At 56.2% G+C, this 24,723-nt stretch carries 28 protein-coding genes; 12 read left to right on the top strand and 16 right to left on the bottom strand.

Annotation, left to right across the window (positions count from 1 at the left end):
- Position 1: 1 nt before the first annotated feature.
- Together hemH and AC0B60_RS08135 are read right to left on the bottom strand one after the other, a co-directional pair.
- Positions 2-1,111 carry a ferrochelatase gene (hemH, locus tag AC0B60_RS08140; RefSeq protein WP_465085257.1) on the bottom strand — a complete coding sequence of 370 codons (1,110 nt, stop codon included), beginning with the start codon at positions 1,109-1,111 and terminating at the stop codon, positions 2-4.
- 43 nt (positions 1,112-1,154) lie between these two features.
- Complete coding sequence (locus tag AC0B60_RS08135; protein WP_465085256.1) at positions 1,155-1,586, bottom strand: protein tyrosine phosphatase family protein; 432 nt, start codon at positions 1,584-1,586, stop codon at positions 1,155-1,157.
- A 417-nt stretch (positions 1,587-2,003) separates the two neighbouring features.
- Here AC0B60_RS08135 and AC0B60_RS08130 point away from each other — a divergent pair, with 417 nt between their 5' ends.
- The gene (locus AC0B60_RS08130; protein WP_465085255.1) at positions 2,004-2,423 is read left to right on the top strand and encodes a phasin family protein; all 420 of its coding nucleotides are present in this window, start codon (positions 2,004-2,006) and stop codon (positions 2,421-2,423) included.
- Positions 2,424-2,445: 22 nt separating this feature from the next.
- On the opposite strand, the gene AC0B60_RS08125 is transcribed toward AC0B60_RS08130, so the two are convergent.
- The 10 genes from AC0B60_RS08125 to AC0B60_RS08080 all read right to left on the bottom strand — a co-directional run bounded on the left by AC0B60_RS08125 (position 2,446) and on the right by AC0B60_RS08080 (position 10,913).
- The gene (locus AC0B60_RS08125; protein ID WP_465085254.1) at positions 2,446-3,075 is read right to left on the bottom strand and encodes a TetR/AcrR family transcriptional regulator; all 630 of its coding nucleotides are present in this window, start codon (positions 3,073-3,075) and stop codon (positions 2,446-2,448) included.
- A 22-nt stretch (positions 3,076-3,097) separates the two neighbouring features.
- Positions 3,098-3,910 carry an exodeoxyribonuclease III gene (gene xthA, locus AC0B60_RS08120; RefSeq protein ID WP_465085253.1) on the bottom strand — a complete coding sequence of 271 codons (813 nt, stop codon included), beginning with the start codon at positions 3,908-3,910 and terminating at the stop codon, positions 3,098-3,100.
- A gap of 107 nt (positions 3,911-4,017) precedes the next feature.
- Entirely contained in the window at positions 4,018-4,749 is a 732-nt protein-coding gene (locus tag AC0B60_RS08115) for a hypothetical protein (protein ID WP_465085252.1), read from the bottom strand.
- A complete protein-coding gene (locus AC0B60_RS08110; protein ID WP_465085251.1) occupies positions 4,746-5,267 on the bottom strand; it encodes a DUF2878 domain-containing protein in 522 nt (173 codons plus the stop codon). Before AC0B60_RS08110 ends, AC0B60_RS08115 begins: the two co-directional genes overlap by 4 nt.
- Entirely contained in the window at positions 5,264-6,532 is a 1,269-nt protein-coding gene (locus tag AC0B60_RS08105) for a class I SAM-dependent methyltransferase (protein WP_465085250.1), read from the bottom strand. Before AC0B60_RS08105 ends, AC0B60_RS08110 begins: the two co-directional genes overlap by 4 nt.
- Positions 6,520-7,404 (bottom strand): DUF1365 domain-containing protein, encoded by an 885-nt coding sequence (locus tag AC0B60_RS08100; RefSeq protein WP_465085603.1) that lies wholly within the window; start codon positions 7,402-7,404, stop codon positions 6,520-6,522. The genes AC0B60_RS08105 and AC0B60_RS08100 overlap by 13 nt, the downstream gene beginning before the upstream one ends.
- A gap of 29 nt (positions 7,405-7,433) precedes the next feature.
- Positions 7,434-8,699: an NAD(P)/FAD-dependent oxidoreductase gene (locus tag AC0B60_RS08095; RefSeq protein WP_465085249.1), complete on the bottom strand. Its 1,266-nt coding sequence runs from the start codon at positions 8,697-8,699 to the stop codon at positions 7,434-7,436.
- Entirely contained in the window at positions 8,696-9,496 is an 801-nt protein-coding gene (locus AC0B60_RS08090; protein WP_465085248.1) for an SDR family NAD(P)-dependent oxidoreductase, read from the bottom strand. The genes AC0B60_RS08095 and AC0B60_RS08090 overlap by 4 nt, the downstream gene beginning before the upstream one ends.
- On the bottom strand, positions 9,493-9,960 hold the full coding sequence (locus tag AC0B60_RS08085; protein ID WP_465085247.1) for a nuclear transport factor 2 family protein: 468 nt from the start codon (positions 9,958-9,960) through the stop codon (positions 9,493-9,495). Before AC0B60_RS08085 ends, AC0B60_RS08090 begins: the two co-directional genes overlap by 4 nt.
- Positions 9,957-10,913 (bottom strand): acyl-CoA desaturase, encoded by a 957-nt coding sequence (locus AC0B60_RS08080; protein WP_465085246.1) that lies wholly within the window; start codon positions 10,911-10,913, stop codon positions 9,957-9,959. The genes AC0B60_RS08085 and AC0B60_RS08080 overlap by 4 nt, the downstream gene beginning before the upstream one ends.
- Before the next feature lie 117 nt (positions 10,914-11,030).
- Between AC0B60_RS08080 and AC0B60_RS08075 the strand changes: the two genes are divergently transcribed.
- Complete coding sequence (locus AC0B60_RS08075) at positions 11,031-12,044, top strand: NAD(P)/FAD-dependent oxidoreductase (RefSeq protein WP_465085245.1); 1,014 nt, start codon at positions 11,031-11,033, stop codon at positions 12,042-12,044.
- 7 nt (positions 12,045-12,051) lie between these two features.
- Here AC0B60_RS08075 and AC0B60_RS08070 read toward each other — a convergent pair whose 3' ends face one another.
- Positions 12,052-13,518, bottom strand: coding sequence for an HD domain-containing protein (locus tag AC0B60_RS08070; RefSeq protein WP_465085244.1), 1,467 nt, complete (start codon positions 13,516-13,518; stop codon positions 12,052-12,054).
- Positions 13,519-13,632: 114 nt separating this feature from the next.
- On the opposite strand from AC0B60_RS08070, the gene AC0B60_RS08065 reads away from it, so the two are divergent.
- The 6 genes from AC0B60_RS08065 to AC0B60_RS08040 all read left to right on the top strand — a co-directional run bounded on the left by AC0B60_RS08065 (position 13,633) and on the right by AC0B60_RS08040 (position 18,223).
- Positions 13,633-14,841, top strand: coding sequence for a PP2C family protein-serine/threonine phosphatase (locus AC0B60_RS08065; RefSeq protein WP_465085243.1), 1,209 nt, complete (start codon positions 13,633-13,635; stop codon positions 14,839-14,841).
- 14 nt (positions 14,842-14,855) lie between these two features.
- The gene (locus tag AC0B60_RS08060; protein ID WP_465085242.1) at positions 14,856-15,347 is read left to right on the top strand and encodes an STAS domain-containing protein; all 492 of its coding nucleotides are present in this window, start codon (positions 14,856-14,858) and stop codon (positions 15,345-15,347) included.
- Between the two features lie 24 nt (positions 15,348-15,371).
- Entirely contained in the window at positions 15,372-16,439 is a 1,068-nt protein-coding gene (locus tag AC0B60_RS08055; protein WP_465085241.1) for an NAD(P)H-dependent glycerol-3-phosphate dehydrogenase, read from the top strand.
- A 25-nt stretch (positions 16,440-16,464) separates the two neighbouring features.
- On the top strand, positions 16,465-16,914 hold the full coding sequence (locus tag AC0B60_RS08050) for a SixA phosphatase family protein (RefSeq protein WP_036207403.1): 450 nt from the start codon (positions 16,465-16,467) through the stop codon (positions 16,912-16,914).
- A 74-nt stretch (positions 16,915-16,988) separates the two neighbouring features.
- Positions 16,989-17,558 (top strand): DUF1285 domain-containing protein, encoded by a 570-nt coding sequence (locus AC0B60_RS08045; protein ID WP_465085240.1) that lies wholly within the window; start codon positions 16,989-16,991, stop codon positions 17,556-17,558.
- 203 nt (positions 17,559-17,761) lie between these two features.
- Positions 17,762-18,223, top strand: a complete 462-nt coding sequence (locus tag AC0B60_RS08040) for an FKBP-type peptidyl-prolyl cis-trans isomerase (protein ID WP_317305795.1) — start codon at positions 17,762-17,764, stop codon at positions 18,221-18,223.
- A 69-nt stretch (positions 18,224-18,292) separates the two neighbouring features.
- Here AC0B60_RS08040 and AC0B60_RS08035 read toward each other — a convergent pair whose 3' ends face one another.
- Positions 18,293-19,945, bottom strand: coding sequence for an electron transfer flavoprotein-ubiquinone oxidoreductase (locus AC0B60_RS08035; RefSeq protein ID WP_465085239.1), 1,653 nt, complete (start codon positions 19,943-19,945; stop codon positions 18,293-18,295).
- 417 nt (positions 19,946-20,362) lie between these two features.
- On the opposite strand from AC0B60_RS08035, the gene AC0B60_RS08030 reads away from it, so the two are divergent.
- Positions 20,363-21,112, top strand: a complete 750-nt coding sequence (locus AC0B60_RS08030; RefSeq protein WP_036207392.1) for an electron transfer flavoprotein subunit beta/FixA family protein — start codon at positions 20,363-20,365, stop codon at positions 21,110-21,112.
- Positions 21,113-22,054, top strand: coding sequence for an electron transfer flavoprotein subunit alpha/FixB family protein (locus AC0B60_RS08025; RefSeq protein WP_465085238.1), 942 nt, complete (start codon positions 21,113-21,115; stop codon positions 22,052-22,054).
- Positions 22,055-22,096: 42 nt separating this feature from the next.
- Here the strand turns inward: AC0B60_RS08025 and AC0B60_RS08020 are convergent, their stop codons facing one another.
- Together AC0B60_RS08020 and AC0B60_RS08015 are read right to left on the bottom strand one after the other, a co-directional pair.
- On the bottom strand, positions 22,097-22,561 hold the full coding sequence (locus tag AC0B60_RS08020; RefSeq protein ID WP_465085237.1) for a hypothetical protein: 465 nt from the start codon (positions 22,559-22,561) through the stop codon (positions 22,097-22,099).
- Positions 22,562-22,569: 8 nt separating this feature from the next.
- Entirely contained in the window at positions 22,570-22,899 is a 330-nt protein-coding gene (locus AC0B60_RS08015; protein ID WP_465085236.1) for a hypothetical protein, read from the bottom strand.
- A 125-nt stretch (positions 22,900-23,024) separates the two neighbouring features.
- Here AC0B60_RS08015 and AC0B60_RS08010 point away from each other — a divergent pair, with 125 nt between their 5' ends.
- Positions 23,025-23,450 (top strand): hypothetical protein, encoded by a 426-nt coding sequence (locus AC0B60_RS08010; protein ID WP_465085235.1) that lies wholly within the window; start codon positions 23,025-23,027, stop codon positions 23,448-23,450.
- Between the two features lie 27 nt (positions 23,451-23,477).
- The gene (locus AC0B60_RS08005; protein WP_465085234.1) at positions 23,478-24,719 is read left to right on the top strand and encodes a saccharopine dehydrogenase family protein; all 1,242 of its coding nucleotides are present in this window, start codon (positions 23,478-23,480) and stop codon (positions 24,717-24,719) included.
- Positions 24,720-24,723: the final 4 nt, after the last annotated feature.

Raw genomic sequence — 24,723 nt, 5'->3', positions numbered from 1 at the left:
CTCACAGCTCCCGGCCCGGGTACTGGGCCTGTTTCTGTTCTTCCGCGAGCCTGACCCTCTCTGCCAGTTCCTCGGGCTCATTTCGCGGCACCTGCCAGCCCTGAAGATTTTCTTCAATCAGCTGGGTGAGGGCGTCGATATGTCCTGGCGTGGCATTGAGCGCCGAAATATAGCTGAAGCCCTCGCCGCCGGCCTCCATAAAGTACTCACGGTTTTCCTCGTCAATCTCCTCGATGGTTTCGAGGCAATCCGCCGAAAAACCGGGGCAGAACACATCTATCGATGTTACGCCTTTTTGGGGCAGTGCCTTAAGGGTTTCGTCGGTATAGGGCTGCAACCATTCTTCCCGGCCAAAACGTGACTGGAAGGTGGTTATATACTCATCCTTTCCGAGGCCAAGCCTCGCGGCCAGCAGACGGGAGGTCTTGTGGCACTCACAGTGGTACGGGTCGCCACGCTTCAGGTATTTCAGGGGAATCCCGTGATAGGAAAGGATCAGTTTCTGGTTGCGCCCATGCTTGTCCCAGTGTGCCTGGATATGGGTTGCCATGGCCTCTATATAAGGGGGGTAGTCCGGATAATGGGACACGAACCGCAGATCGGGCAGCCAGCGCCGACGGGTGAAGTCATGGGCAATAGCGTCGAACGTTGAGGCGGAGGTTGAGGCGGAATACTGCGGGTACAAGGGCAGTACCAGCAATCTGCGAACCCCCTGCGCCTGCATTTCATCAAGCACTTTGGGAATTCCCGGGTTGCCATATCGCATGGCAAACCCCACGAGCAGGTTGTTACCGTGTTTCGCTTGCAGTTGCTTTCGAATGGCTTCGGCTTGCCTGGCGGTGTGAATCAACAGCGGCGAGCCTTCCGGTTGCCACACGCCGGCATAGGCTTTGGCAGATCGGCTGGGACGCAGCCTCAGGATAATGCCGTGGAGTATCAGCCACCAGATCGGGCGCGACACCTCAACCACCCGTGGATCCCAGAGGAATTCCCCCAGGTAGCGACGGAGGGCAGAGGTGGTTGGGGCATCCGGGGTTCCCAGATTAGTGATCAGTACACCGGTTTTTTCGGGATGGTCATGGCGAAAATCGGCGGTACCCTTGTACGGCATGGTTCTGGATCCTGGAAATGGTTGGTGTCCGGTCGAGAGTGGCTTAGGAGCGCTTTCCCGCCTGTTGCGCCATCCTCGGCGCTAGCCCGCCAACATCGTAACCAGCGTTACGGGCCTTATTGACGATGTCCCGAGCCGGCTCGGTGCGCGCCGAGCTTAGCGCCCAGAGTACGGTGCAGCGGGTTCCTGAGCGGCAGAAGGCAAGTACGGGCTGCGTCGCCTGACGGATCATTGTGTCAAAGCGGTCGACGTCATTATCAAAGATGTTGCCGGACTCGACGGGCAGGTACACCCATTCCATACCGTGTTCGTGGGCGGCGGCTTCGATGTCGGCCATGCCCGGCTGTCCGGGCTCTTCGGCATCGGGTCGATTGGCGACAAGCGTCTTGAAGCCGAGTTTCGCAGCCTCGCTCACGTCTTCAACTGTGAGCTGGGGTGAGACTGAAATCGTGTCGTCGATACGTCTGATGTCCATAAGCGATCCTTTTACCGGTCTCGTAAATGCCTCAGCATAATGCCACAGGACATAGCCGCTGTCAGAGCCTGGGCCATGGGAAGTTTTAATTCAGGAGATAAAAAAAGCCCGGCACTGGTGGCCGGGCAGAGGCGTGCGAGTAGTATCCATGAAAGACTTCCAGACAAACCGGCATCAGCAGGGACACCGGTATAGTGAAGTATTGACGATATTTTGAACACTTCAAGCCAGCGAGCGATTCGTTTGATCACATTTTTTCATATTGAACGTGTGCTTATATTAAAGCCGTTCACTGTGGGCCTTTCAGGCCATTGAGGTTCAGCTTTGAAACAGAGAAAAAGGCCTGTTAACTGAAATTCTGTGCCCGCTGTAATACAATAATGGGTTATTGAGAGTCCAACGCCTCCGAGGTTTTGCATGTCTGACGAAAACGAAAACACGCCGGAAAACGACGAGCAGCTGGCGGGTAAAATAAAGGGATCTGCGCGGCAGATCTGGCTGGCTGGGCTCGGTGCCTACACCAAGGCCGAGGAGGACACGGGTCGCTTCTTTGATCGCCTGGTCCAAGAAGGCGAACAGTTGGAGAGTAAGACCCGGGGCGTTGTTGAAAAGCACGTACGCTCTGTGGAAGACCGCGTAGACGATGTGCGGGAAAAGGCCACTGGTACCTGGGACAGGCTCGAAAACATGTTTGACGATCGCGTGTCCGGAGCGCTGCGCCGTTTGGGTATTCATCGTCGGGATGAAATCGAAGCCATGGAACGCCGGATTCAGGTCCTGGAGGCCGAGCTTCACCGCCTCAGGGAACAGACCGAGGATCGTTCCGAAGAGGAATAATACTCGCCACGGGGCACTGGTATCAGAGGTAGTCCCGGCTCATCAGGTAAATCTGTTCCTTTCCATCCGGATCCAGGTAGGGCAACAGCAGGTGCATCATCTGGTAAACACCGCGGCCCGGGTCCATGGAGTCGCGATCGTCTAGGTGTGACAGGCTGTCGAAGCTGCTCCAATAGCAGGCGGTGAGTGTCAGCTGGTCGCAGAGTGCATCCAGCTCCCCGCTTGTAATCTCCATGACGCCCTGACGTCGAAAGCTCTCGCAGATGACTCTGAAACCATTGGTTTTCTTTTTCAGAATGCGCCGGAAACGCGTTTGAAGCTGTTCGTATCGGGACAGGACGTTCACCAGGTCCTGATACAGGAATCGGTAGCGGGCGACGGTTTCGAACAGTAAATGCAGGAAAAAGCTCTGCTGGTCCAGGCTGATGTCTGCATCCTCCGGTACGGCCAGCAGGTCGTGCATCTCGTGCTCATAGCTGGCAAACAGCTCCCCGACAATATCGCCCTTGCTCTTGAAGTGGTAATAGAGGTTGCCTGGGCTGATCTCCAATTCGTCCGAAATCAACAAGGTGGTTACGTTGGGCTCGCCGATGCTGTTGAACAGCATCAGGCTGGCCTCAAGGATGCGGTCGCGGGTTTTCATTTTTTTCATGTCGCGGCCCAGCCGGGTGGGTTCAAAGCGCGAAGCGGGCCCACACCGGACAATGGTCCGAAGGCCGCTCCATGGCGCGAATATCGTAGCTGACGCCTGCTTCATTTGCCTTTGGCAGAAGCGCGTCACTAGCCATGACCAGGTCGATCCTCAGGCCCCGGCGCGGGTCCCTGTCAAAGCCCTTGCTGCGGTAATCAAACCAGCTGAAGGTATCCGATTCCTCGGGGTGGAGGTGTCGAAACACGTCGGTGAAACCACGGCTTTCAACCTGTCCCAGCCATTCACGTTCTTCCGGCAGAAAGCTGCACTTACCGGTTCTCAGCCAGCGCTTGGCGTTATCGGCCCCGATGCCGATGTCCTGGTCAGTGGGGGATACATTCATGTCACCCATCACGACGATCTCACCGTTGGCCGCTTTAAGGTCGTCCAGGTAGCGCATCAAGTCCGCGTAGAATTTTTCCTTGGCAGGGAATTTCACGGGGTGGTCTCGGCTTTCGCCCTGGGGGAAGTAACCGTTGATCACGGTAAGCTTGCGGCCATTGACCGTGAAATGACCGGTGATCAGCCGGCGCTGTGAATCCTCTCCGTCCCATGGGTAGCCTTTCTGAACGCTGTCTGGCGCCTGGCGGGAAAGAAGTGCAACGCCGTAATGAGTCTTCTGGCCATGGAAGTGAACGTGGTAGCCGAGTTCGCGAATGGCGTCCTCCGGGAATTCCTCGTCGGTCACCTTGGTTTCCTGCAGGCCGATAAAGTCCGGATTCAGGCTATCAATTACGGCCTCAAGCTGGTGCAGCCGCGTGCGGATACTGTTGACGTTGAATGAGACAAACATCATCGGCGGAAACCTTCTGTTTTGCAGTTTTGGCGGTTGTCAGGGTGCGTCAGGAAACCGCAAGTCTACCACAACAGGTCGGTGTGTCCGCGTTGGCTGCAAGGACGGATTCAGCGGGTCAGTTCACAATCCGGCATGGTTTCCACGGTATAGCGGATATGGGCGGTGTAGTTTGAGTCTTTGTCTTTGCGGATATTGGTCAGCCCGAGGTAGTCCGTCAGCGCCCCGTTTTCGTCATAGCCCAGGAGGATTGGGTCCACCAGAAAGCTCAGGATGGTGCTGGAGGGCTTTATCAGCACCGTGTGTGCGGCGTTGATACGATCGTCCTCCGCCGGTTCGAGTACAAAGCCATAGGCCTTGCCCCGGGTAGGCGCCAGAAAGTGGAATTCAATGCGGTCATCGGAAGCGACCTTGGGCCAGTGATTGCGAACCAGGTTGTCGAAGCCCGCATCCGCCACCAGTTTTGGGTTGATCTCCACCGTAGAGTTTTCCGTGTCGCCTTCCGGAGTCTGCCACTCGATTTCCAGCTCAGCGTCATCGCGGTTGCGGATCTCCATCACTTCATTGAAACCCGGCTGTTGGAAGGTCATCGTCGGACGCAACGGAGACTGTTCGTAAGACAGTGTCTTTTCAGCAAACGTCTCTCCGTTACTGCGAACGTAAGTCACCTTGTGGGCGGCGGGCAGGAAAAGACCATCGGTGCACTTGCCCGTCACTAAGTGCTGCTCTTCATAGAGCCGGTTGTCGCCTTTCAACGGCATCGCCTGGCCGGTGAACCGCATCTCGACGGCCGCAACCGACAGGGGCAGGGCACAGATGAGCAGTAGGGCGCTGGTCCTCATCGTATTAGCTCCGGATAGAGGGCTTTGCGGAGGTAGAGAAGGCTCGGGAATACAACCAGCCAGCCGAATGCCAGAGCTGCCAGGGAAAGCGTTAGATCCGGAAGTTGCACCGCGCCCAGCGCGCTCGCGGACCAGTAGGCAAAAGGCCCGGCGATGGGGGCACACACAAAGGGCAGCCAGGGTTTGCTGCCAATCCAGGACAGGGAATGGCTCAGGGTGGTCATGAAAATGGCCCAGATGCCGACCAGCCAGACCGGAGTGATCTGTACGCTGCCAGTGCCATCGTCAAGGATACCGGTCTGGAACCAGATGCCATCCAGCACGCCCCCCAATACCGTGCCTGCGCCGATGAACTGTAGCTCGGTAAAACGGTGCTGGCTGATAAACATCACGTGGAAAGCCAATAGCAGCACCACGAAACCGGCGGCCGGCAGCCCTGGATAAAGCACGCACACAAACCAGCCAGTCTGGAACAGGGCGAAGTTCAGGACATTGCGCAGGGTGTCGTTGCGGATCATACGCTCAGAATGTTCTCGCGCTTGTTGCCCGGCTTGGCCAAAAGGATCTGGGAAACACCAATGGCTCGTTCACTGAACCCGGCTTCGCAGTAGGCGAAGTAAAAATGCCACAGGCGGCGAAAAGCGTTGTCGTAGCCGAGGCTGTCGAGCGTATCCCGCTTTGCCGTGAAGCGGTTGCACCAATCTCGCAATGTTCGGGCGTAATGGAAGCCGATATCCTCGGCGTGGGTCATCACCAGGTCCGAGCCGGTACGAACGGAGCCCAGAATCGCGCCAAAGGAAGGAATGAAGCTGCCCGGAAAGATGAAGCGCTGGATGAAATCGACATTCTTCAGGGCACGTGTGTAGCGTTGCTCGGGCATATTGATGGCCTGCACCAGGGCCAGGCCATCGGGCTTAAGCAGTTGGTTGATTTGTGAGAAATAACTGTCGAGGAACTGGGGGCCGACGGCCTCAATCATTTCGATGGAGACCAGTTTGTCGAATTGCCCTTCTAGGTCACGATAATCGTCGAACAGTAGGGTAATACGATCTTCCAGGCCCTCCTCGCGGACCTTTTCTCGTGCCAGTTCCAGTTGTTCGGCGGAAATCGTGGTGGTCGTCACGTGACAGCCATAGTGCTTGGCGGCGTGCACAGCAAACCCACCCCAGCCGGTCCCGATTTCGACCACCTGATCGCCCGTCTGCAGGTCCAGCTTGCGACAGATGGTATCCAGTTTGTAAACCGCCGCCTGTTCCAGCGTGGCCTCCGGGCTTGGGTAGATAGCAGAGGAATACATCATCGTAGGATCAAGGAAGGTTTCGAACAGGTCGTTCCCCAGGTCGTAGTGGGCGCTGATGTTCTTGCGGGAACCTTCCTTGGTGTTGCGATTTAGCCAGTGCAGGCCCTTTAAGGCTGGTTTGGTCACCCAGCTGAAGCGGTCTTCGAATGCGTTCATGCGGTCAACGTTTCGAGTGAAGAATCGCAGCAGAGCCACCAGATCCGGTGTTGACCAGTCGCCGGCCACATAGGCCTCGGCGGCGCCCACGCTGCCTCCGGTAAGCAGGTCCTTCCAGGTGCTGTGGTCGTGGATGACCAGCTCCGCGGGCGCGAATCGGCTGTCGCTGTCTCCAAAGGTCAGGGTTTCAGCTCCGGCTTCACGAATCGTCAATGTTCCCGCTTCAAGAAGCGAAAGCTGCTGACACACAAGGGCTTTCGCCCACCGGCTGGTGATCGGCGCCCGGCCAGTGCCAGTGGATTCAAGCGAGGTGTTCAGGTTCTCCATGAGCTTACCTTTCCGGTTGTCTTGTTCTGGGCTGTGGGTTCGGTGACATCCTGGCCTGAGTCTTCTGCGCCGAGCCGGTGCGCCGGGTCGTTTTCAGGCAGCTTGTTTGGATGAGTAAAGAACGGCACCCCTTTGAGCTTGAGCTTCAGGGCGTGCCAGTAAATACCGCCCACCACCTTCAGCGCTTCCAGTGGAAACTGCCTAAGGCTCCTGTGTAGTTCTTTACGATCCAGGGGGGTGCGTCGGACCACCAATGTGGCATCAAAATGTTTGCGCTCGTCCTGTCGTACCCCCATGTGAATGCGAAGTTCAGGGCCGCGAAAGCTGAATGTCCACTGGTAGTGCTGGTCCATGGGATTAAAGGGCGATACGTGAAAGCGTTTGCTGAAGCCGAAGCGCTCAGTGCGCCAGCCGGCGTTGGTTGGCTCTGCGCCCGTGGTTTCCAGGCAATACACATGGCGGTCTTTCCACGGGGTATTGGTGATCTGGGCCAGGATGACCCGGGGCACAGCCCCCTGGTCAGGGCGCTCACCAGGGTTGTAGCAAAAGTAGAAGCTGACCGGGTTGAACACGTAGCCAAAGTATCGGGGATGGGTGATGAGCTCCACTGCGCCATCCGGGCGCCATCCCGTCGCCTGTTGTACCTGGTCGCTTACCGCCTGAAGGAGGTTTTCGGTTTCGGGCCGGAAGTAGTCGCGGCGGTGCAGGGACAGCCAGTTAAAGCGTTCCAGGGAAAACAGACGGCTTATGTGGGTAATAGATGGCCATTCACGCAGATCCAGCGCAAGCATGCCGGTGCTGTAGCTGAATTCGTGGCGCACCGGTGACTTGCGGCGATGCCGGATAGTGCCTTCCAGCCACTGGCTGGCGATGATGTTCTCCGGTACGGCTGCGTTCATGACTACAGCTCCACTCCCAGCGCCTGGGTGACACGGATAGCACTGCTCACACCGTCCTCATGGAAGCCATTGAACCAGTAGGCGCCACAAAAATGGCTGCGATTGTGGCCGCCGATGTCGTCATAGCGTTTCTGGGCGGCCACAGCTTCCAGGGTGAACACGGGGTGCGCGTAGTCGAAGCGTTTGATAATGCGCTCCGGGTCAATATCCCGGCTGCGGTTGAGGGTGACACAGAAGGTTTCCGGTGCCTCCTCAAAATTCTGCAGTATGTTCATGTTGTAGGTGACGGATACAGGCTCGGTACTGTGCTGCGGTATGAAATAGTTCCACGCCGCCCACGCCCTGCGATTAGACGGCAACACCGAGCTGTCCGTATGCAGCACCACTTCATTGCGTTGAAAGGTAATGGCGCCGAGGATGTCCAGCTCCCTGGCCGACGGATCCGCGATCATGCCCAAGGCTTGATCGCTGTGGCAGGCAAACACCACCTGGTCAAAGTAATGGTGTTCTTCGTTTACGGTAACCACCACCCGGTCGGCCTCACGAACGACGGAACTGACCGGGCTATTCAGATGTGTGCGGTCGCCCAAACGCTCCATCATCGCATCGACATAGCGAGCGGAACCGCCGGAAATGACTCTCCAGGTAGGCCGGTCATCCACCGACAGCATGCCGTGGTTGTTGAAGAACTGAAGGAAGAAGCGGATCGGAAACTGTTCCAGAACAATCTCGGGAGCCGACCAGATCGCAGCTCCCATGGGTACGATGTAATATTGACGAAAGTAGCGCGAGTAGCCGTTGCGGTTCAGGTATTCGCCCAGGGTTTCGGTGTCTGCGATACTCCCGGCGGCCAGGTCTGCCCGGGATTCCTTGTTGAAACGCAGAATCTCCCGGACCATGCGAAGAAACGGCAGATTCAGCAGGTTGCTGCGCTGGGCGAACAGGGTATTCAGGCTGGTGCCGTTGTACTGTAGCCCAGAGGAATGGCAGTCAACACTGAAGCTCATGTCGCTAACCTCCGAGGCAACGCCCAACCGGTCCATCAGTTTCATGAAATTGGGGTACGTCCAGTCATTGAAGACGATAAAGCCGGTATTGACGGGCCATTCCCGGCCGCCGGCGGTGACCATTTCGGTGTTGGTATGGCCACCGGCGTAGTCGTCGGCTTCGAAAAGCTCCACATCGTACTTCTCTGATAAAAGCCAGGCCGTGGTCAGGCCAGAGACCCCTGCGCCAATGACTGCAATACGTTGACGGTCGTTACTCATCTATTGGTTTCCTGTTCATGCCTGCTTTGCCGGCTCATGCTGGCGGCCATTCGGTCGATCAATCCCTGGGGCAGGGCGCCCAGGGCCTTTAGTGTCCAGGTAAATCGTTTCGGAAAGGCGATTTCGTTCTTACCCTTGCTCAGTCCTTTCACAATACGATTGGCGGCATCTTCCGCAGACACCAGGAATGGCATCGGAAAATCGTTTCGGTCAGTCAGTGGTGTTTTTACGAATCCCGGTGAAACAACCACCACGTCGATGCCTTCGTGCGCCAGATCCGCTCTCAACGTGTGGGCAAAGTAGGTGAGCGCCGCTTTGGAAGCTCCGTATCCCTCGGCGCGGCCAAAAGGAAACCACCACGCCGATGAACTGACAATCACCAGCGTCGCCGGTTGGCCTTTTGCAACTGCGCGCCGCAGAGCCGGCAAGGCAATATCCAGGCAGCGTGCGGTACCGACAACGTTGGTGCTGATGTTGTTTTCGATCACGGCGCTGTCGTAGTTGGCGATGTCCAGGTATTCGCAGGTGCCAGCGTTGAGGATGGCCATATTGAGGTCGCCATGTGTCTCCAGGCTAGAGGCAATGCCTTGCAGGTCCTCTCGATTCGTCGTGTCGGCCCGCGCCGCCACGACTCTCTCCGGCGCCAGCGCGCACAAGCCGTCCAGCGCTTCCTGTCGTCGACCGGTGATCACCAAACGGTGCCCCTGGTCCACCAGTGCCCGGGTTACAGCTTCGCCGATCCCTGAGCTGGCGCCGGTAATCCAGATGTTTGATACTGCTCCAAGCCGTTTACTCATCCCGCCTGAGTCCTTATCCAGCGAATCACGCCACCCATCAACGGCAGGTTTTCGTACAGCAATTGGCCGATGTCGAAATAATCCCGATGGGAGAAAACACGACCGTCCCGAATAACCAACTGGCTGATGCCTTCCACTTCAACCGCGTTGCCTTTGCGAATACGCTTGTGTTGGAGACGCATTACCCAGGGAATGCAAACGTTCTCGCCGTTGACCACTGGCTCGCCGAAGTCGAAACCGCAGGAAATCACGTTGGCGTAGGCGCCGGAAAAATATTCCGTCAGCTCATCAATGCCCCGCACACTGGTGAACGGGTCGGAAAATCTCACGTCCTCAGCGTAAACGCTGGTGAGTTCCGCCATGTTTCCGGCACAGAGGTTATTGAAGAGTTGCTTGAAGCGCCCAAGGGTTTCGTGAACGGATGAATTCTGGTTGCCCATGTCAATGATAGAGGCGGTACTCATGATTGTTTCCTCCTCATGGAATCCAGTTGGCGGGTTTCTTCCTGAATGTGTTCTGGAATAGGGTTCATGTCCCATATGACTCCAAGGCGCGCGAGTAACCATAGTCCGTACCAGGTCATATCCACCTCGTACCACCGGAATCCCTGGCGCACGGATTGCGGCCAGCGATGGTGGTTGTTGTGCCAGCCTTCGCCCATGGTAATGAGCGCGAGCCAAGCGTTATTTCTGCTGTCGTCACTGGTTTCAAAGCGGCGTTTTCCCCACACGTGGGACAGCGAGTTGATTGATACCGTGGCGTGGAACAGCGCCACCGTAGATATAAAGAAACCCCAGGCGAGCAATTGCAAGCCATTGGTGCCCAGGCCCGGAGCCCAGGCCGAAAGCACTTCACCCAATGCATAAATGCCAGCCGCAGCGGCTGCTGGCACCAGTGAGTCAAAGCGGTTGAGAAAGCGGAGTTCGGGAAATTTCATCCAGTCCTTCACCCGGCGCTCATTCATAGCGAAGCCCGCGTCACAGGTAAACCAGCCGACGTGGGACCACCAGAATCCGCCTTGGTGCGGTGAATGCAGGTCCTTCTCGTCGTCAGAATGCTGATGGTGGTGTCGGTGATGGGCGGCCCACCATAATGGTCCTCGCTGTGCTGCGCTGGCACCCAGTACCCCGAAGAAAAATTGCGTGACGCGGCTGGTCTTGAAGGTTTTGTGGGCGAAATAACGATGGTAGAAACCGGTTATGGCGAACATGCGAACGGCGAAAAATCCGATTGCAAAGACAACGGCAAAGGTACTTGCGCCAGTGACGATGACCAGCAAGCAGGCAAGATGAAGTGCTATAAAGGGCACCACCCTGAGAAAATTGAAAGCTCGCGAGCTTGTGTCGAGGTGATCCGAACCCGCAGCGGAATCGAACCATCTCAGAATGTTTGTCAGCCAGTGTTGCACTCGGGTCATACCCTGATTGCCCTTTCGTTCGTGGTTTAACCTATAAAGCATGGACGTTGATTGATCTCAATCAGATGCCTGACGGGTTCTACGTTCCAACAACCGAATTTGGATGCACGTTATACGATGTTTAACCAAACCGATCAGATGCCTGTTATACGCCGGGTTGCCATTGTTGGTTCAGGAATGGCTGGCCTGACCGCAGCGATTCTGCTCCAGGAGAAGAACCACGAAGTGACGGTCTTCGAGAAAAGCCGCGGCCCGGGTGGTCGCATGGCGGCGAAGCGCGTTGCGGGTGGCTCCGTGGACATCGGGGCGCAATACTTTACGATCAGGAACCCGGCCTTTTTCTCACTCCTGAACCGTTACGCCGAAGGCAGTTTCAGGCCGTGGCCCGGCCGATTTGGTTACCAGACGACCTCCGGGCAATGGGAGCCGTTCCCGAAAGAGACTCGCTACGTCGGCGTTCCCCGAATGACCGCCATCACCCGTGGGCTCTCCGCGGCAGTGGAAGTCCAGCCGCAAACGCGTATCGATAGTTTGATTCGGCAGGACCGACAGTGGCTGCTGAAAGATACAGACGGCGGGTCGTACGGCCCCTTTGACGCGGTTATCGTCACAGTACCCCCGGCCCAGGCCCGGGATCTGTTCAGCAATAGCAAGCTCACAGCGCTCTCAGACCAGATGCGGGGCCCTGTCAGCCATATCCAGCCGTGCTGGGCAACCGCCGTCTATTTTCGGCAGCCTCTGGAACAGCCCTATGACGCCATGCGTTGCCAAAACCCGGTGCTCGACTGGATTGCGAATAACACCAGCAAACCGGGGAGGGAGGACTCCGGCCAGTGGTGGGTGCTCCATGCAACGCCTCAATGGTCCCGGGAGCACGAGAATACCTCGGCGGACAAGGTGTCGGCTGCCATGATTGAGGCGTTTAAGAAGGTCACCGGTGTTACTGTCTGCCCTGACGACTGGATTTCGCACCGGTGGCTTTATGCGAAATCCTCGCCTACAGAGCAACCCGGTTTTCGCTGGTATGGCGACCAGCGCATCGGGCTGGCCGGGGACTGGCTGAGCGGCGGCCGTGTGGAGGGCGCGTTCAACAGTGCCAGTGGCCTGGTCGCGCATATGCTGGCGGACTAAACCCAACTTACGTGCCAGTCAGCACGGTTGGCCGAACGTAAAAATGCGTAATGGTGCCGTCGCTGAATTTGCTGAAGAAGGCGCTGATATCGGTAATCTTGCGCAGGGAGCGGGCACGGTTGATCGGATCACGCACCAGTACTTTGATGCCATTGAAATTGTCCTGGATATTGGAAAACCGCGCCCGCATGGAGCAGGTCACGACCTCGCCCGGATCCAGGTCCAGCTCCATGGCCAGCCAACGGCTGTGATCCTCGATGCCGGTGGCCGTCAAATCCTCTCGGGTGTCGAGGTGGTTCAGCTTGGCACGGTCCACGATGCAGCGTGAATAACTGCCGGGCTTTCTCCGCGCCACTTTGCGGAAAGCCTCCCAGAAAAAACTGTCGGTCAGTTCTGCGAAGTAACGCATATCGCTCAGGCAGGTATCCACCCAATCGAAAATCTCCGGGTCCTCAAGCACTTCGTTGATGGCTTCCCGCAACAGCCAGTCAAAACCCAGCGCTGTTTTGTGGGCATACACCTTGCGGTACATCTGGTGGCGGCTGTAGACGAAGTCCTCAAGTGCGCCAAGGCCCTTCTGGGTGATGGCCAGGCCAAGCCAGGGCTCACGCACGTCCCAGCCGAAGCGAAGGTTGCTCAACAGATGGTCGAGATTGAAGCCGCCGATGGTGACCGAGGAATGGAAACCGTCCCGAAGCATATAGTCGGCCCGATCAGCATCGATTTCACCAGAAACAATCGACGACATCAGATCCATCACCAGGCGGGGCGTGTCTGCTTCGCTTAGAACCCCGGATTCCGCATCGTTGCCGGCGATGAAGTTCCAGAAAGTACGCGCATGACGACAAAAAGCCTCGCTGGGCCGGACATCGGTGGTTTCCATGATGCCGATGACATCCCTGGGGTCCAGGCCTGCGGACTCAAGGCCAATGGACGAAAGCACCTCGTGAGCGACTCGCACGGAGTAATGTTCGTGCTCCAGCTCCTCGGGGCGTTCGCGGTGATACTCGGAATAGTCCACGCCACTCCAGAGATCATCAAACCGGTCGGGCCGCGACATAAGATCGTGAATCCGACGCGCCTGAGTGAACTGATGGGAGAAACTGGAATGACCGCTGTCGTGCAGCAAGCAGCCCAGGCGAATGGCTTTCGCCAGGTAATCAATGGCATCGAGTTGGCTCAAGCTCAGGTCTGTCTGGTCGCTGAGCTGGCGTTCCCGCAGATAGGCGTCGATCATCGAGCGGAACATCCGTGTACCCACGTGCATCACGCCAATACTGTGAAGGAAGCGTGAATGGGTTGCCCCCGGGAACACCAGGCTGAGAATGTCGTTCTGGCATATGTTGCGCAGGCGCTGGAACAGGGGGTGGTCGATAACCTTGATTTCATGCCGGTAAAGCGGAATTCCGCCATGGACCGGGTCCATGATCAGTTTGTCATAAGCCCCGAGTAGGTCATTGACGGCACTTCTCATAGATTACAACCTCCCAAAAACATCAAACATGTCTTGTTATATCACAGGGGCGTGCCAGAATAGGTATCAGAAACCCAATTTCCTGTTTACCGATGGTAGTTTAGGGTAATCACCATGACATCGCGCACCGAGCGCATTCTTATTATCGATTCGGATGAACGTGCCCGCTCGGAACTGGGTCGGTACCTTGAGGCCAGGGGGTTCTACGTCACCGGTTATCCGGACCTGGCTTCTGCTCGTTCCCTGTTCGACGACAATATCCCGGACATCATCTTTGCCGACCTGTCACCAGACGCCATTGGTGAACTCGCTGGCAGGCTGGAAGATGCGGAGACCTTCACACCAATCGTTGCCTGCTATTCCACTGCACACGCTCCCGAAATTGTTAATGCGTTGCGGGCCGGTGCCGCTGATATTGTGCTTAAACCCTGTTCCGATGATCGTGGCGCCCTCGATGATGTCATTGGCAAGCTGTTTGATCGGGTGCGTGTGAACCGGCTCAACCAGCTTTATCGCCAGGAACTGGAAGAGGCAAACCGGGACCTGCGGGATGGTATTGCGGAATTGCGTGCAGATCAGCGCGCCGGCCGAAAGGTCCAGCTCAGAATGCTGCCGGACCGGGAGCAGGCGCTTTCCGGTTATTCCATCAATCACCTCATCAAGCCCTCGCTGTTTCTCAGCGGGGATTTCCTGGATTACTTTCGAATATCCGAAGACAAGGTGCTGGTTTATATCGCCGATGTGTCTGGCCATGGTGCCAGCTCCGCCTTCGTAACGGTGCTGCTGAAGAATCTGACCAACCGCCTCCAGCGTAACCTCAGGCGCGGGTCCAGTGATGACATCCTGTATCCCGACCGTTTCCTTGAGCGTATCAATTCCGAATTGCTCGATACCGGGTTGGGCAAGCATGTAACGGTGTTTGTGGGCATCATATCTACCTCCGACAACAGTCTGCGTTATTCTGTTGGCGCCCATTTTCCCATGCCAATCCTTTCCTTCGAGGGCGGCACAACGGCGTTTCTGGAAGGTAGCGGCCTACCGGTGGGGCTGTTCGAAACGCCAGAATGGGAAGTATACGAAGTGCCCCTGGACAAGCCGTTCCACCTGATTCTTTTCTCAGACGGTATATTGGAGGTCATTAAGGCCAAAAGCCTTGATGAAAAGGAAAAGACATTACTTGAACTCGTCTCGGGAGGTAGTCACACTATTGATTCCCTGGGCGAGGCTCTGAATCTCGACGAGATCACAGAGTTACCTGACGATATTGCTATCGTATCAGTAACGGACACCGATCCCGATACCAATGGCCCGACGTCGACATAGTGGCAGTGGATTCAATGGCTGGTTACAAGATCCTGCAAGCTGAAAAACAGGGCATCTATGTCCTGAAGTTTATTGGAGAAATCCGGCTGAACCTGTGTTCGACGCTGGATAATCTGGTCGAGTCCATTACCCAGGATCCAGATTTCAAGACGGTGGTTATTGATCTTACCGAAACCGAGATCATTGACAGCACCACTTTGGGATTGCTTGCCAAGATTGCCATGGCAGCCCAGAAACGCAGCAATTTCCTGCCTACGATGATATCCACCAACCCCGATATAACCCGAATCATTACCTCCATGGGTTTCGACAAGATTTTCATCATTGTTCGCGAGCCTGCGTCCCGAATCGAAGAACTGGAGGAAATCCCCGTACTGCGCGCGAGCGAGCAACAGGTCAGGGATAAGGTGCTGGAAGCCCACCGTGTGCTAATGGGCCTGAATAGCCGGAACCGGGAAGAATTCAAGAACCTGGTACGCGCCCTGGAATGCGAAGAGCCCAGCTGAGCCACAAAATATAACGGAACGACTATGCCTGAGAAAAATGACCGTGGGCCCACTGAAGCTTCCCAGACCGGCCATGATGTGGCGGTTCTTGGTGGTGGCAGTTTCGGTTCCGCCATGGCCAAGGTGCTGGGAGAGAATGGCCATACCGTCCATTTCTGGATGAGGGACGAAGCCCAGGCGGATGAAATTCGCAGTACTGGCATCAATAGCCGCTATATGCCCGATGTCGCCCTCACGGGTGATATTCAGCCAACCACCAGCCTGCCGGAGGCCGTCGGTAAAGCCGAAATTGTTTTTGTTGCCATTCCCAGCAAGGCCTTTCGCTCCGTCATTCGTGAAAACAGCTCTGAGTTCCGCGAGGGACAGATCGTCGTCAGCCTGACCAAGGGCATCGAAGAACACGGTTTCAAACTGATGAGCGAAATCCTTCAGGAAGAAATCCCGCGTTGCCGCATTGGCGTGCTCAGCGGCCCCAATTTGGCCGGAGAGATCGTCAGCCAGGACCTCACGGCGACCGTTATCGCTGCCAAGGACCCTGACGTGCGCCGCACAGTGCAGGAGCTGCTCGGTTGCGAATATCTGCGGGTTTACGCCAATGTGGATGTTTATGGCGTTGAGCTCGCGGGCGCGCTGAAGAATATTTACGCCATCGTTGCCGGACTTGCATCAGCGCGGAACCTGGGAGAGAACGCCAAGGCGATGTTGATTACTCGCGGGCTGGCGGAAATGAGCCGGTTTGCAGTCAGCCTGGGTGCCAACCCCATGACGTTTATGGGGCTGGCTGGGGTAGGGGATCTTATTGTTACCTGTACCTCTCCAAAAAGCAGGAACTACCGTGTCGGTTACGCCGTTGGCAACGGCCAGGCGCTGGATGATGCGGTCGCGGAGTTGGGCCAGGTGGCCGAGGGCATCTATACCCTGAAACTGGTCAAGGAAAAATCCGAGGCGATCGGCATCTACATGCCCTTGGTTCGAGGTCTTTACGAGATTCTCTACGATGGCGCCTCCATTAGTGCGGTGATCAACAGTTTGATGATGTCGGTCCAGAATTCAGACGTGGAATTCATTCTTCCACGTACTATAAGCCAGTAAGGTTTGGTGAGCCGGAGGGAAGCCAGTGCACTTGATCGTGATGCGCCATGGTGAGGCCGGTTGGCACACCTTGGATCGGGAACGAGAGCTGACAGAGTTTGGTCGCCATGGGGTGGCGGATGTGGCAGCCCAGATCGCAGAGTCACCCTGGCGCCCTGAGTTTATATGGTGCAGCCCGTTGGTCAGAGCCCGGCAAACCGCTGCCATCGCGTCGGAGATTCTTAATTGCCCGGTGACTGAAAAAGACTATATTACGCCGGATGATGATCCCGGTCGCTGCCTGGACGAGTTGATCGAATCCGCCCCATCGCCGTTATTACTGATTTCCCATATGCCCTTTGTTGGCAGCCTTTCGACACTCCTGGTGGATGGCCATCGTAAGGGCATTCCCTTTATGACGGCCCAGGCAGTGGTTCTTGAAATGCCTGTGGCGGGTCCAGGTTGCGCTGACTTGCGGGCACAGTTCCTACCCTGAAATCTCTCACAAGACCTTTAAAATCGGTGCGTCAGCGCCCATAGTTTCTGTGAATCCACACAGGAATAACCTTTATGAGCCAGAAGCCAGAGACAATTGCGCAACAAGTGGAAAGTGCACAGGCTCCCGGAAAAGGTCTCCCACCGCTCGAGACATGGAATCCGGAGCTTTCCGGAGACATTGATATCGTAATCGCCCGTGACGGGCAGTGGCTGTATCAGGGCAAGCCGATCGGCCGGGACGCCATTGTTAAGCTGTTCTCCACTATTCTGCGGCGTGAAAGCGACGGACACCATTATTTGGTTACGCCGGTTGAGAAGTGGCGAATCACCGTCGAGGACGCGGCTATTGTCGCTCATTCTCTGGAAGTCTCTGGTAGTGGGAAGGATCAGGTCTTGTCAGTGACAACCAATACAGGCGAGACACTGTCAATCGGGGGCGAGCACCCTCTGCACGTTGGTGTTTATGAGGGAACCGACGAGCCACGCCCCGTTGTCGGTTTACGCCATGGTGTGGAAGCAAGGCTGTTGACGACCGCTTATTACGATCTGGCCGATCGGGTGACTGAAGAAAACTCCGGCAAGGACTGCGTTATAGGTGTCTGGAGTAGCGGAAATTTCTATAAAATTGCCGATAACGGTTGAATTACCAGTCACCGTCCCAACTAACTCACGGTAGAAAACACAGTCTGACAGTTGTTAAACTGTGTCTTCGAACTTGTTAACGAGCCTGGCTCTCTAACGAGGCCCGGTGGTCGTAAGTCCCTCTGTGCAGTCTGGCTGTTCAAGATCACTTTCGATTGCCCAAATTTACATCAAACAGTCATTGCGACACGCAAGGAGATCACATGGCCCAACCTCGTGTTGTCACCATCCACTACACGCTCACCAACGACCAGGGAGAAGAGCTGGACTCCTCCCGTGTAGAAGGTCGCGAGCCTCTGTCCTATGTGGAAGGTGCTCAGAACATTATCGGCGGACTGGAAAATGCGCTGAACGAAAAAAACGCTGGCGATCAGGTTAAAGTATCTGTTGAGCCAGGTGAAGGTTACGGCGAAGTCAACGAAGAGCTGGTCCAGCCGGTCCCGCGTTCTGCGTTTGAAGGTGTCGACACCATCGAGCCGGGCATGCAGTTCCAGGCACAGACTCCGGGCGGTCCCCAGGTAGTTCGTGTTGTGGAAGTAGGCGACGAAACCGTCACCATCGACGCTAACCATCCGCTGGCAGGCGAAACCCTGCACTTTGATGTGGAAGTGGTTGAAGCGCGCGAAGCAACTGACGAAGAGCAAGAGCACGGTCACGCTCACTGATCTCGTTATCGTTGTTCATAAAAAAAACGGCCCCATCAGGGGCCGTTTTTTTTGGCTATCCAAAACCTTTTACATATTCGGATAGTTCGGGCCACCGCCACCTTCCGGTGTCACCCAGGTAATGTTCTGGGCAGGATCCTTGATGTCACAAGTCTTGCAGTGAACGCAGTTTTGCGCGTTGATCTGGAATTTCTTGCCACTGCCATCATCCGCCTCAACCACTTCGTACACGCCGGCCGGGCAGTAGCGCTGCGCAGGCTCGTTGTACTTCGGCAGATTTTCCTGAATGGGGATGTCGGGGTTGGACAGTTTCAGGTGAACCGGCTGATCTTCCTCGTGGTTGGTGTTGGAAATGAATACTGAGGACAACTTGTCGAAGGTCAGTTTGTTATCCGGCTTGGGATAGGCAATCTTCTTCGCCTGATCCGCAGGCTTTAGCGTGGCATAGTCCGGAGTCGTGTCGTGGAACGTAAATGGCAGGCTACTCCGGAGAATGTTTTGCTCGAAGTAGGCAATTGCGCCACCCACGAAGTTACCGAACTTATGCATGCCGGGGCTGAAGTTGCGCTCGGCATACAGTTCTTTATAAAGCCAGCTGTCTTTGAAGCGCTCTTCGAAGCTGGTGATTTCCTCACCGCTCTTGCCATCCTTCAAAGCCTCAAACACGGCCTCTGCGCCCAGCAGGCCTGACTTCATGGCCGTATGGGAACCCTTGATCTTGGAGCTGTTCAGCGTGCCGGCGTCGCAGCCCAGCAGTAGGCCACCCGGGAAACTCATCTTCGGCAGCGAGTTGAAGCCGCCCTTGGTGATGGCACGGGCACCGTAGGACACTCGTTTGCCACCTTCCAGATGCTTGCTGATCTCCGGATGCAGCTTCAGGCGTTGGAACTCATCGAACGGGCTCATGTGCGGGTTGCTGTAGGACAGGTCAGAAATCAGACCTACATAGACCTGGCCGTTCTCAAGGTGATACAGGAACGAGCCACCGGTGGAACCGGATTCGTTCAGCGGCCAACCCGTGGTGTGGATGACCAGGCCTGGCTCATGCTTGGCCGGGTCGATGTCCCACAGCTCCTTGATGCCAATGCCGTAGTGCTGAGGATCCTTGCCTTCGTTCAGCTTGAAATCGTTGATCAGACGCTTGCCGAGGTGACCACGGCAGCCTTCGGTAAACAGGGTGTACTTGGCGCGAAGTTCCATGCCTGGCATGTAGCCGTCTTTTTCCGAACCGTCACGGGCTACGCCCATGTCGCCGGTGATGATGCCCTTGACCTGACCATCTTCAACGATGGTTTCAGCGGCGGCAAACCCGGGGTACACCTCAACGCCCAGGCTTTCGGCCTGCTCGGCCAGCCAGCGGCACAGGTTGCCCAGGCTGATAATGTAGTTGCCGTGGTTGTGCATGTTTTTGGGCACAAAGGCGTTTGGAATCTTGGTGGCGCCTTCCTGGTTCTTTAGCAGGAAAATGTCATCACGGGTGACCGGCGTGTTCAGTGGTGCACCTTTCTCTTTCCAGTCCGGGAACAGCTCGTTGAGGGCCGTGGGCTCAAACACCGTGCCAGCCATGATGTGGGCGCCGATCTCGGACCCTTTCTCAACGACGCAGACGGTCAGTTCCTGCTCGGCTTCCTGGGCCATCTGCATGACACGACAGGCTGCTGAGAGGCCAGCCGGCCCACCGCCGACGATCAGAACATCAAATTCCATCGATTCGCGTTCCACGTTGGTCTCCTCATCTGTTTTATAGTGATGCCAACAGGCAAATTCTTAGGGGCGTCATCATACCGGTAAAAGCTCGTATAGACGACTCCCTCAAAGCGAAAGCACCTGCCTTATAAGGTGAAAGGATACCGCAATTGAACAATCAAACAAACGTTTGTTTGAAATTTGGGTCTACCTTTGGCATTGTTTGGTGGCGCTGGGCCAAAACGTGTTTTTTGAATCGTTTTTTAGTATCGTCTCACGCTCAGGTAGAGTCAACCGGCGTTCATTGGCCAATAATGCGGCGGTGCAACGTCTTTAGGGACTATTGACCCCGGTAGCCTTTGCCTGCAGTATTATGACGCCCTGACAGACAGCAGGTCCCGCAAGTATGTGCTGTTCTCAATTGTAAACTCATCGTAGAAGAACGAGGAATCTATGAAGGTTCTGGTCGCTGTAAAACGAGTAATCGACTACAACGTAAAGGTGCGCGTCAAGCCGGACAACACCGGCGTTGATCTCGCCAACGTCAAGATGGCAATGAACCCATTCTGCGAAATCGCTGTTGAAGAAGCGGTTCGTTTGAAGGAGAAGGGCGTTGCCAGTGAAATCGTGGTGGTATCCATCGGCCCGAAGGCCTGCCAGGAGCAAATCCGTACCGCTCTGGCACTGGGTGCTGACCGGGGTATCCACATCGAAACTGACGAAGAGGTTCAGTCTCTCGAAGCGGCCAAGCTGCTCAAGAGCGTGGTTGAGAAAGAAGAGCCCAAGCTCGTCATTCTCGGCAAACAGTCCATCGATTCGGACAACAACCAGACTGGCCAGATGCTGGCCGCGCTGACCGGTATGGGTCAGGGCACGTTCGCGTCTGAGGTGGTTGTTGAAGGCGAGAAGGTTAATGTGACCCGCGAAGTTGACGGCGGCCTGATGACCGTGGCCCTGAACCTTCCAGCGGTTGTGACCACCGACCTTCGCCTGAACGAGCCGCGCTACGCTTCATTGCCGAACATCATGAAGGCCAAGAAGAAGCCGCTGGATGCCATGAGCCCGGCCGATCTGGGTGTTGAGCTTGCTCCGCGTCTGTCCACCCTGAAGGTAGAGGCACCGGCCTCCCGTCAGGCAGGTGTGAAGGTCGCTGACGTAGCTGAGCTGGTCGACAAACTGAAGAACGAAGCGAAGGTGATCTAAATGAGCATCCTTGTAATTGCGGAACATGACAACAGCGAGCTGAAGCAAGCCACCCTGAATGTTGTGGCTGCTGCCAAGGCCATCGGTGGCGATATTGACGTACTGGTAGCCGGTGAGAACTGTGGCGCTGTAGGCGAAGCGGCTGCCAAGGCCGAAGGCGTTAACAAAGTACTGGTTGCCGATAACGCTGCGTACGGTCACTTCCTGGGTGAAAACCTGGGTGAGCTCGTTGCCGAAGTAGGCAAGGGTTACGGCCACATCCTGGCAGCTGCCGGTACCACCGGTAAAGACTTCATGCCGCGCGTTGCAGCGCTGCTGGACGTTGCCCAGGTATCCGACATCATGCGTGTGGAGTCCGAAGACACCTTCGTTCGCCCGATATACGCCGGTAACGCCATTGCCACGGTGAAATCCAGTGACAGCATCAAGGTGATCACGGTTCGCCCGACCGCCTTTGATCCGGTGGCTGGCGAAGGCGGCTCTGCTTCTGTAGAGCAGCTGGACGTGGTGAAGGACGCTGGTCTGTCCACTTTCGTGAACGAAGAGCTGGCCAAGTCTGACCGTCCGGACCTGGGAAGCGCGGGCATCGTGGTTTCCGGTGGCCGTGGCATGCAGAATGGCGACAACTTCAAGATGCTGGAGCAGGTTGCTGATCTGATGGGTGCCGCTGTTGGTGCCTCCCGTGCCGCTGTCGACGCAGGCTTCGTGCCCAACGACATGCAGGTCGGCCAGACCGGTAAAATCGTTGCACCCCAGCTGTACATTGCTGTTGGTATCTCCGGTGCCATCCAGCACCTGGCGGGTATGTCTGACTCCAAGGTGATCGTTGCGATCAACAAGGACGAAGAAGCGCCAATCTTCCAGGTTGCTGATTACGGCCTGGTCGCGGATCTGTTCGAAGCGGTTCCGCAGCTTGAGGAAGAGTTGAAGAAAGTTCTTTAACTTTCTGATTCTATATAAAAAAGGCACCTAAGGGTGCCTTTTTTATTGCTTGTCTTTCGGCCTTTTCCGTGACGTCAGCTGTTTTTCTTTCTTACCGAAAAACAGCGTGTCCGCCAGGATATGCAACGCCTTGTTGGTGGTGTGTACCGAGCGATAAATCTGGTCACTGGTCTGGTCGTGGGATTCCCGCGCCCGACGGGCGTTTTCGCGGAACTCCTCATTGGTGGAAAAGCGGTCGATCAGGCTGAACGTTGTGGTGGTGAAAGCCTTATGGACTTTTTCTACCGCGCTGGTGCCATTCTTGACGGTTTCCTCCAGCAAGCGGGCCCGGTTTCGGGTTTCCATAAGATCCATCCGGGTTTTCTGGATATGGCTGTTGGCTGAAATCCGCTGCGAATGAAGGAGGCGAAGGGTTCGGGTATTGCGGTTGTGTTGGCGCAACGCAACGGATATAAGCCCTGTTGACGTTATGATGGCGCTTATACTGAGCAGTGATGCGATGTCCATGGCACCTCCTATCGGTACTCAAGCTTCATTTCCACGTCGATGTCTCGTTCGGCCAGCTCCAGGTCGAGCTCTTTCATCACTTCCTGGTACACCAGCCGTTTCACCATTACCGGAAGGCGGTCTGCAAGCATGCGCGCTGATTTCGATTCGCGTTTTGCCAGGGCAATCGGATCTTTTACTCGCAGCGTAAGTATCAGGTCCGGCTCCCGTGTATTATCAGGGCCATAGCTCTCAGCCATCGCCTTGCCAATGGATCTTTGCTGGAGACGTACCTGCCAGAACAGCCAGGCGCTGAGAATGGCAAGTATGAGGCTCAGTACCAGAAGCAGGGTGTTCAATGGTTTAACCTCCGGGATTCGGGTTCATTGAGTCTGACAGAGTGTGCAGTATCGGTAACATGATTCGATTGGCCGATGCGACGTTTTGTTGCAACCTCCAGGGAAATAATCGAAAGGATAGTGACATGATCTGGTTAAAAGCATTTGTCAGTGGTCTTCTTGCAACCCTGATTTTCCATCAGGGGCTGTTTGCCGTGTTCTATTTCGTGGGAATGGTGCCATCCGCACCTTTTAACATGGCTGCGGTCCCGCCGTTGGGTATTCCCGCTGTTTTTTCGCTCGCTTTCTTTGGCGGGCTTTGGGGAATCGCGCTCTGGGCGATTCTTGGCCGCTTCGGCGGCTTTAAGTTCTGGCTGGGTAATGCAATAGTAGGCGCCATTGGGCCGACAGCCGTTGCCATGTTGGTGGTCTTCCCGCTCAAGGGCATTGCTGTAACCGCCCAAACCTGGGTTGGCGGACTGATCCTGAATGGCTTCTGGGGCCTGGGCGTGGCGCTTTTCCTGGTATTGATGGGGGCGAAAGCATCGCAGCCGACCGCCACCAATTCATAATTGATCCGGACGGATTAAGGACAACGAATGAGCACAAAGACTGACACCACTTACGACATCGTGGTATTCGGTGCCACCAGTTTCGTGGGGCAGATCCTTACCGGTTATCTGCTGGAATCCTATGGTATCGGAAATGACGTTCGCTGGGCGATCGCCGGGCGCTCTGAAAGCAAGCTGAGCACCCTCAAACAAGGGCTGGGCACGTCAGCGTCCGAGCTGCCCGTCATCGTGGCAGACGCCGCGGATGAAAGCAGCCTTAAAGCCATGTGTGACCAGGCACGCGTGGTGATCTCAACCGTTGGTCCCTATGCGCTGTATGGCGAGCCGCTGGTGAAAATCTGCGCCGAAACCGGAACGGATTACTGCGACCTCACGGGTGAAGTGCAGTGGATCCGAAAGATGGTAGAAACCTACGAAGACAAAGCAAAGGCATCCGGCGCCCGTATCGTCCATTGTTGTGGCTTCGACTCGATTCCGTCGGACATGGGTGTCTGGTTCCTGCAGGAAAAGGCCGGGGAAGCCTTTGGCGCTCCGTGCCAGGACGTGCGCATGCGGGTCAAAGTCGCCAAGGGCGAGTTCTCCGGCGGCACTGTGGCCAGCATGATGAACATCGCCAAGGAAGCGGCCGCCGACCCCAAACTGCGCAAGGAGCTGGCCAACCCGTTCTCGATCTGCCCGCCGGAACACCGTTCCAAAACCCGTCAACCGAGCCAGAAAGGCGCAGAGTTCGATAACGACTTCGGTGTCTGGCTGGCGCCGTTCGTAATGGGAGCCATCAACACCCGGATAGTCCATCGCTCCAACGCGTTGCAGAACGCCCGTTATGGCAAGGAGTTTACCTACGATGAGGCCATGATGACCGGTCGTGGTGTGAAAGGGCGCCTTGCGGCTTACGGAATTACCGGCGCGCTTGGAGGTTTTTTCACCGCATCTGCATTCAAGCCAACTCGTTGGGTGGTGGAAAAGTTCGTACCCAAACCGGGTGAGGGCCCGAGCCCGGAAGCCCAGAAGAATGGCTTTTACGATCTGCGCTTTGTGGGCAAGACGACTGACGGCAAGATCATCAAGACCAAAGTCACGGGTGACCGCGATCCCGGTTACGGTTCAACCGGCAAGATGTTGGGCGAAGCAGGAATGAGCCTGGCGTTCGATGTACCGGCCGAAAAGCAGGGTGGCTTCTGGACCCCCTCATCGCTTCTCGATGGCAAGCTTTATGAGCGCCTGACCAGCAAGGCTGGCCTGACCTTCGAGGTACTGGAAACCAGCTGAGGCC

The sequence above is a fragment of the Marinobacter sp. V34 genome, assembly GCF_055524115.1.
This window is presented reverse-complemented; position numbering and strand designations above follow the sequence as displayed.

What these genes read in the sequence shown, in the direction of transcription:
- AC0B60_RS08045 (WP_465085240.1), top strand. Translation starts at nt 16,989, where the DNA reads ATGAGCCAGAAGCCAGAGACAATTGCGCAACAAGTGGAAAGTGCACAG.
- AC0B60_RS08090 (WP_465085248.1), bottom strand. Translation starts at nt 9,496, where the DNA reads ATGAGTAAACGGCTTGGAGCAGTATCAAACATCTGGATTACCGGCGCC.
- AC0B60_RS08070 (WP_465085244.1), bottom strand. Translation starts at nt 13,518, where the DNA reads ATGAGAAGTGCCGTCAATGACCTACTCGGGGCTTATGACAAACTGATC.
- AC0B60_RS08075 (WP_465085245.1), top strand. Translation starts at nt 11,031, where the DNA reads ATGTTTAACCAAACCGATCAGATGCCTGTTATACGCCGGGTTGCCATT.
- AC0B60_RS08110 (WP_465085251.1), bottom strand. Translation starts at nt 5,267, where the DNA reads ATGATCCGCAACGACACCCTGCGCAATGTCCTGAACTTCGCCCTGTTC.
- AC0B60_RS08010 (WP_465085235.1), top strand. Translation starts at nt 23,025, where the DNA reads ATGATCTGGTTAAAAGCATTTGTCAGTGGTCTTCTTGCAACCCTGATT.
- AC0B60_RS08135 (WP_465085256.1), bottom strand. Translation starts at nt 1,586, where the DNA reads ATGGACATCAGACGTATCGACGACACGATTTCAGTCTCACCCCAGCTC.
- AC0B60_RS08060 (WP_465085242.1), top strand. Translation starts at nt 14,856, where the DNA reads ATGGCTGGTTACAAGATCCTGCAAGCTGAAAAACAGGGCATCTATGTC.
- AC0B60_RS08115 (WP_465085252.1), bottom strand. Translation starts at nt 4,749, where the DNA reads ATGAGGACCAGCGCCCTACTGCTCATCTGTGCCCTGCCCCTGTCGGTT.
- AC0B60_RS08125 (WP_465085254.1), bottom strand. Translation starts at nt 3,075, where the DNA reads ATGAAAAAAATGAAAACCCGCGACCGCATCCTTGAGGCCAGCCTGATG.
- AC0B60_RS08030 (WP_036207392.1), top strand. Translation starts at nt 20,363, where the DNA reads ATGAAGGTTCTGGTCGCTGTAAAACGAGTAATCGACTACAACGTAAAG.
- AC0B60_RS08095 (WP_465085249.1), bottom strand. Translation starts at nt 8,699, where the DNA reads ATGAGTAACGACCGTCAACGTATTGCAGTCATTGGCGCAGGGGTCTCT.
- AC0B60_RS08020 (WP_465085237.1), bottom strand. Translation starts at nt 22,561, where the DNA reads ATGGACATCGCATCACTGCTCAGTATAAGCGCCATCATAACGTCAACA.
- AC0B60_RS08005 (WP_465085234.1), top strand. Translation starts at nt 23,478, where the DNA reads ATGAGCACAAAGACTGACACCACTTACGACATCGTGGTATTCGGTGCC.
- xthA (WP_465085253.1), bottom strand. Translation starts at nt 3,910, where the DNA reads ATGATGTTTGTCTCATTCAACGTCAACAGTATCCGCACGCGGCTGCAC.
- AC0B60_RS08040 (WP_317305795.1), top strand. Translation starts at nt 17,762, where the DNA reads ATGGCCCAACCTCGTGTTGTCACCATCCACTACACGCTCACCAACGAC.
- hemH (WP_465085257.1), bottom strand. Translation starts at nt 1,111, where the DNA reads ATGCCGTACAAGGGTACCGCCGATTTTCGCCATGACCATCCCGAAAAA.
- AC0B60_RS08130 (WP_465085255.1), top strand. Translation starts at nt 2,004, where the DNA reads ATGTCTGACGAAAACGAAAACACGCCGGAAAACGACGAGCAGCTGGCG.
- AC0B60_RS08080 (WP_465085246.1), bottom strand. Translation starts at nt 10,913, where the DNA reads ATGACCCGAGTGCAACACTGGCTGACAAACATTCTGAGATGGTTCGAT.
- AC0B60_RS08025 (WP_465085238.1), top strand. Translation starts at nt 21,113, where the DNA reads ATGAGCATCCTTGTAATTGCGGAACATGACAACAGCGAGCTGAAGCAA.
- AC0B60_RS08055 (WP_465085241.1), top strand. Translation starts at nt 15,372, where the DNA reads ATGCCTGAGAAAAATGACCGTGGGCCCACTGAAGCTTCCCAGACCGGC.
- AC0B60_RS08085 (WP_465085247.1), bottom strand. Translation starts at nt 9,960, where the DNA reads ATGAGTACCGCCTCTATCATTGACATGGGCAACCAGAATTCATCCGTT.
- AC0B60_RS08065 (WP_465085243.1), top strand. Translation starts at nt 13,633, where the DNA reads ATGACATCGCGCACCGAGCGCATTCTTATTATCGATTCGGATGAACGT.
- AC0B60_RS08105 (WP_465085250.1), bottom strand. Translation starts at nt 6,532, where the DNA reads ATGGAGAACCTGAACACCTCGCTTGAATCCACTGGCACTGGCCGGGCG.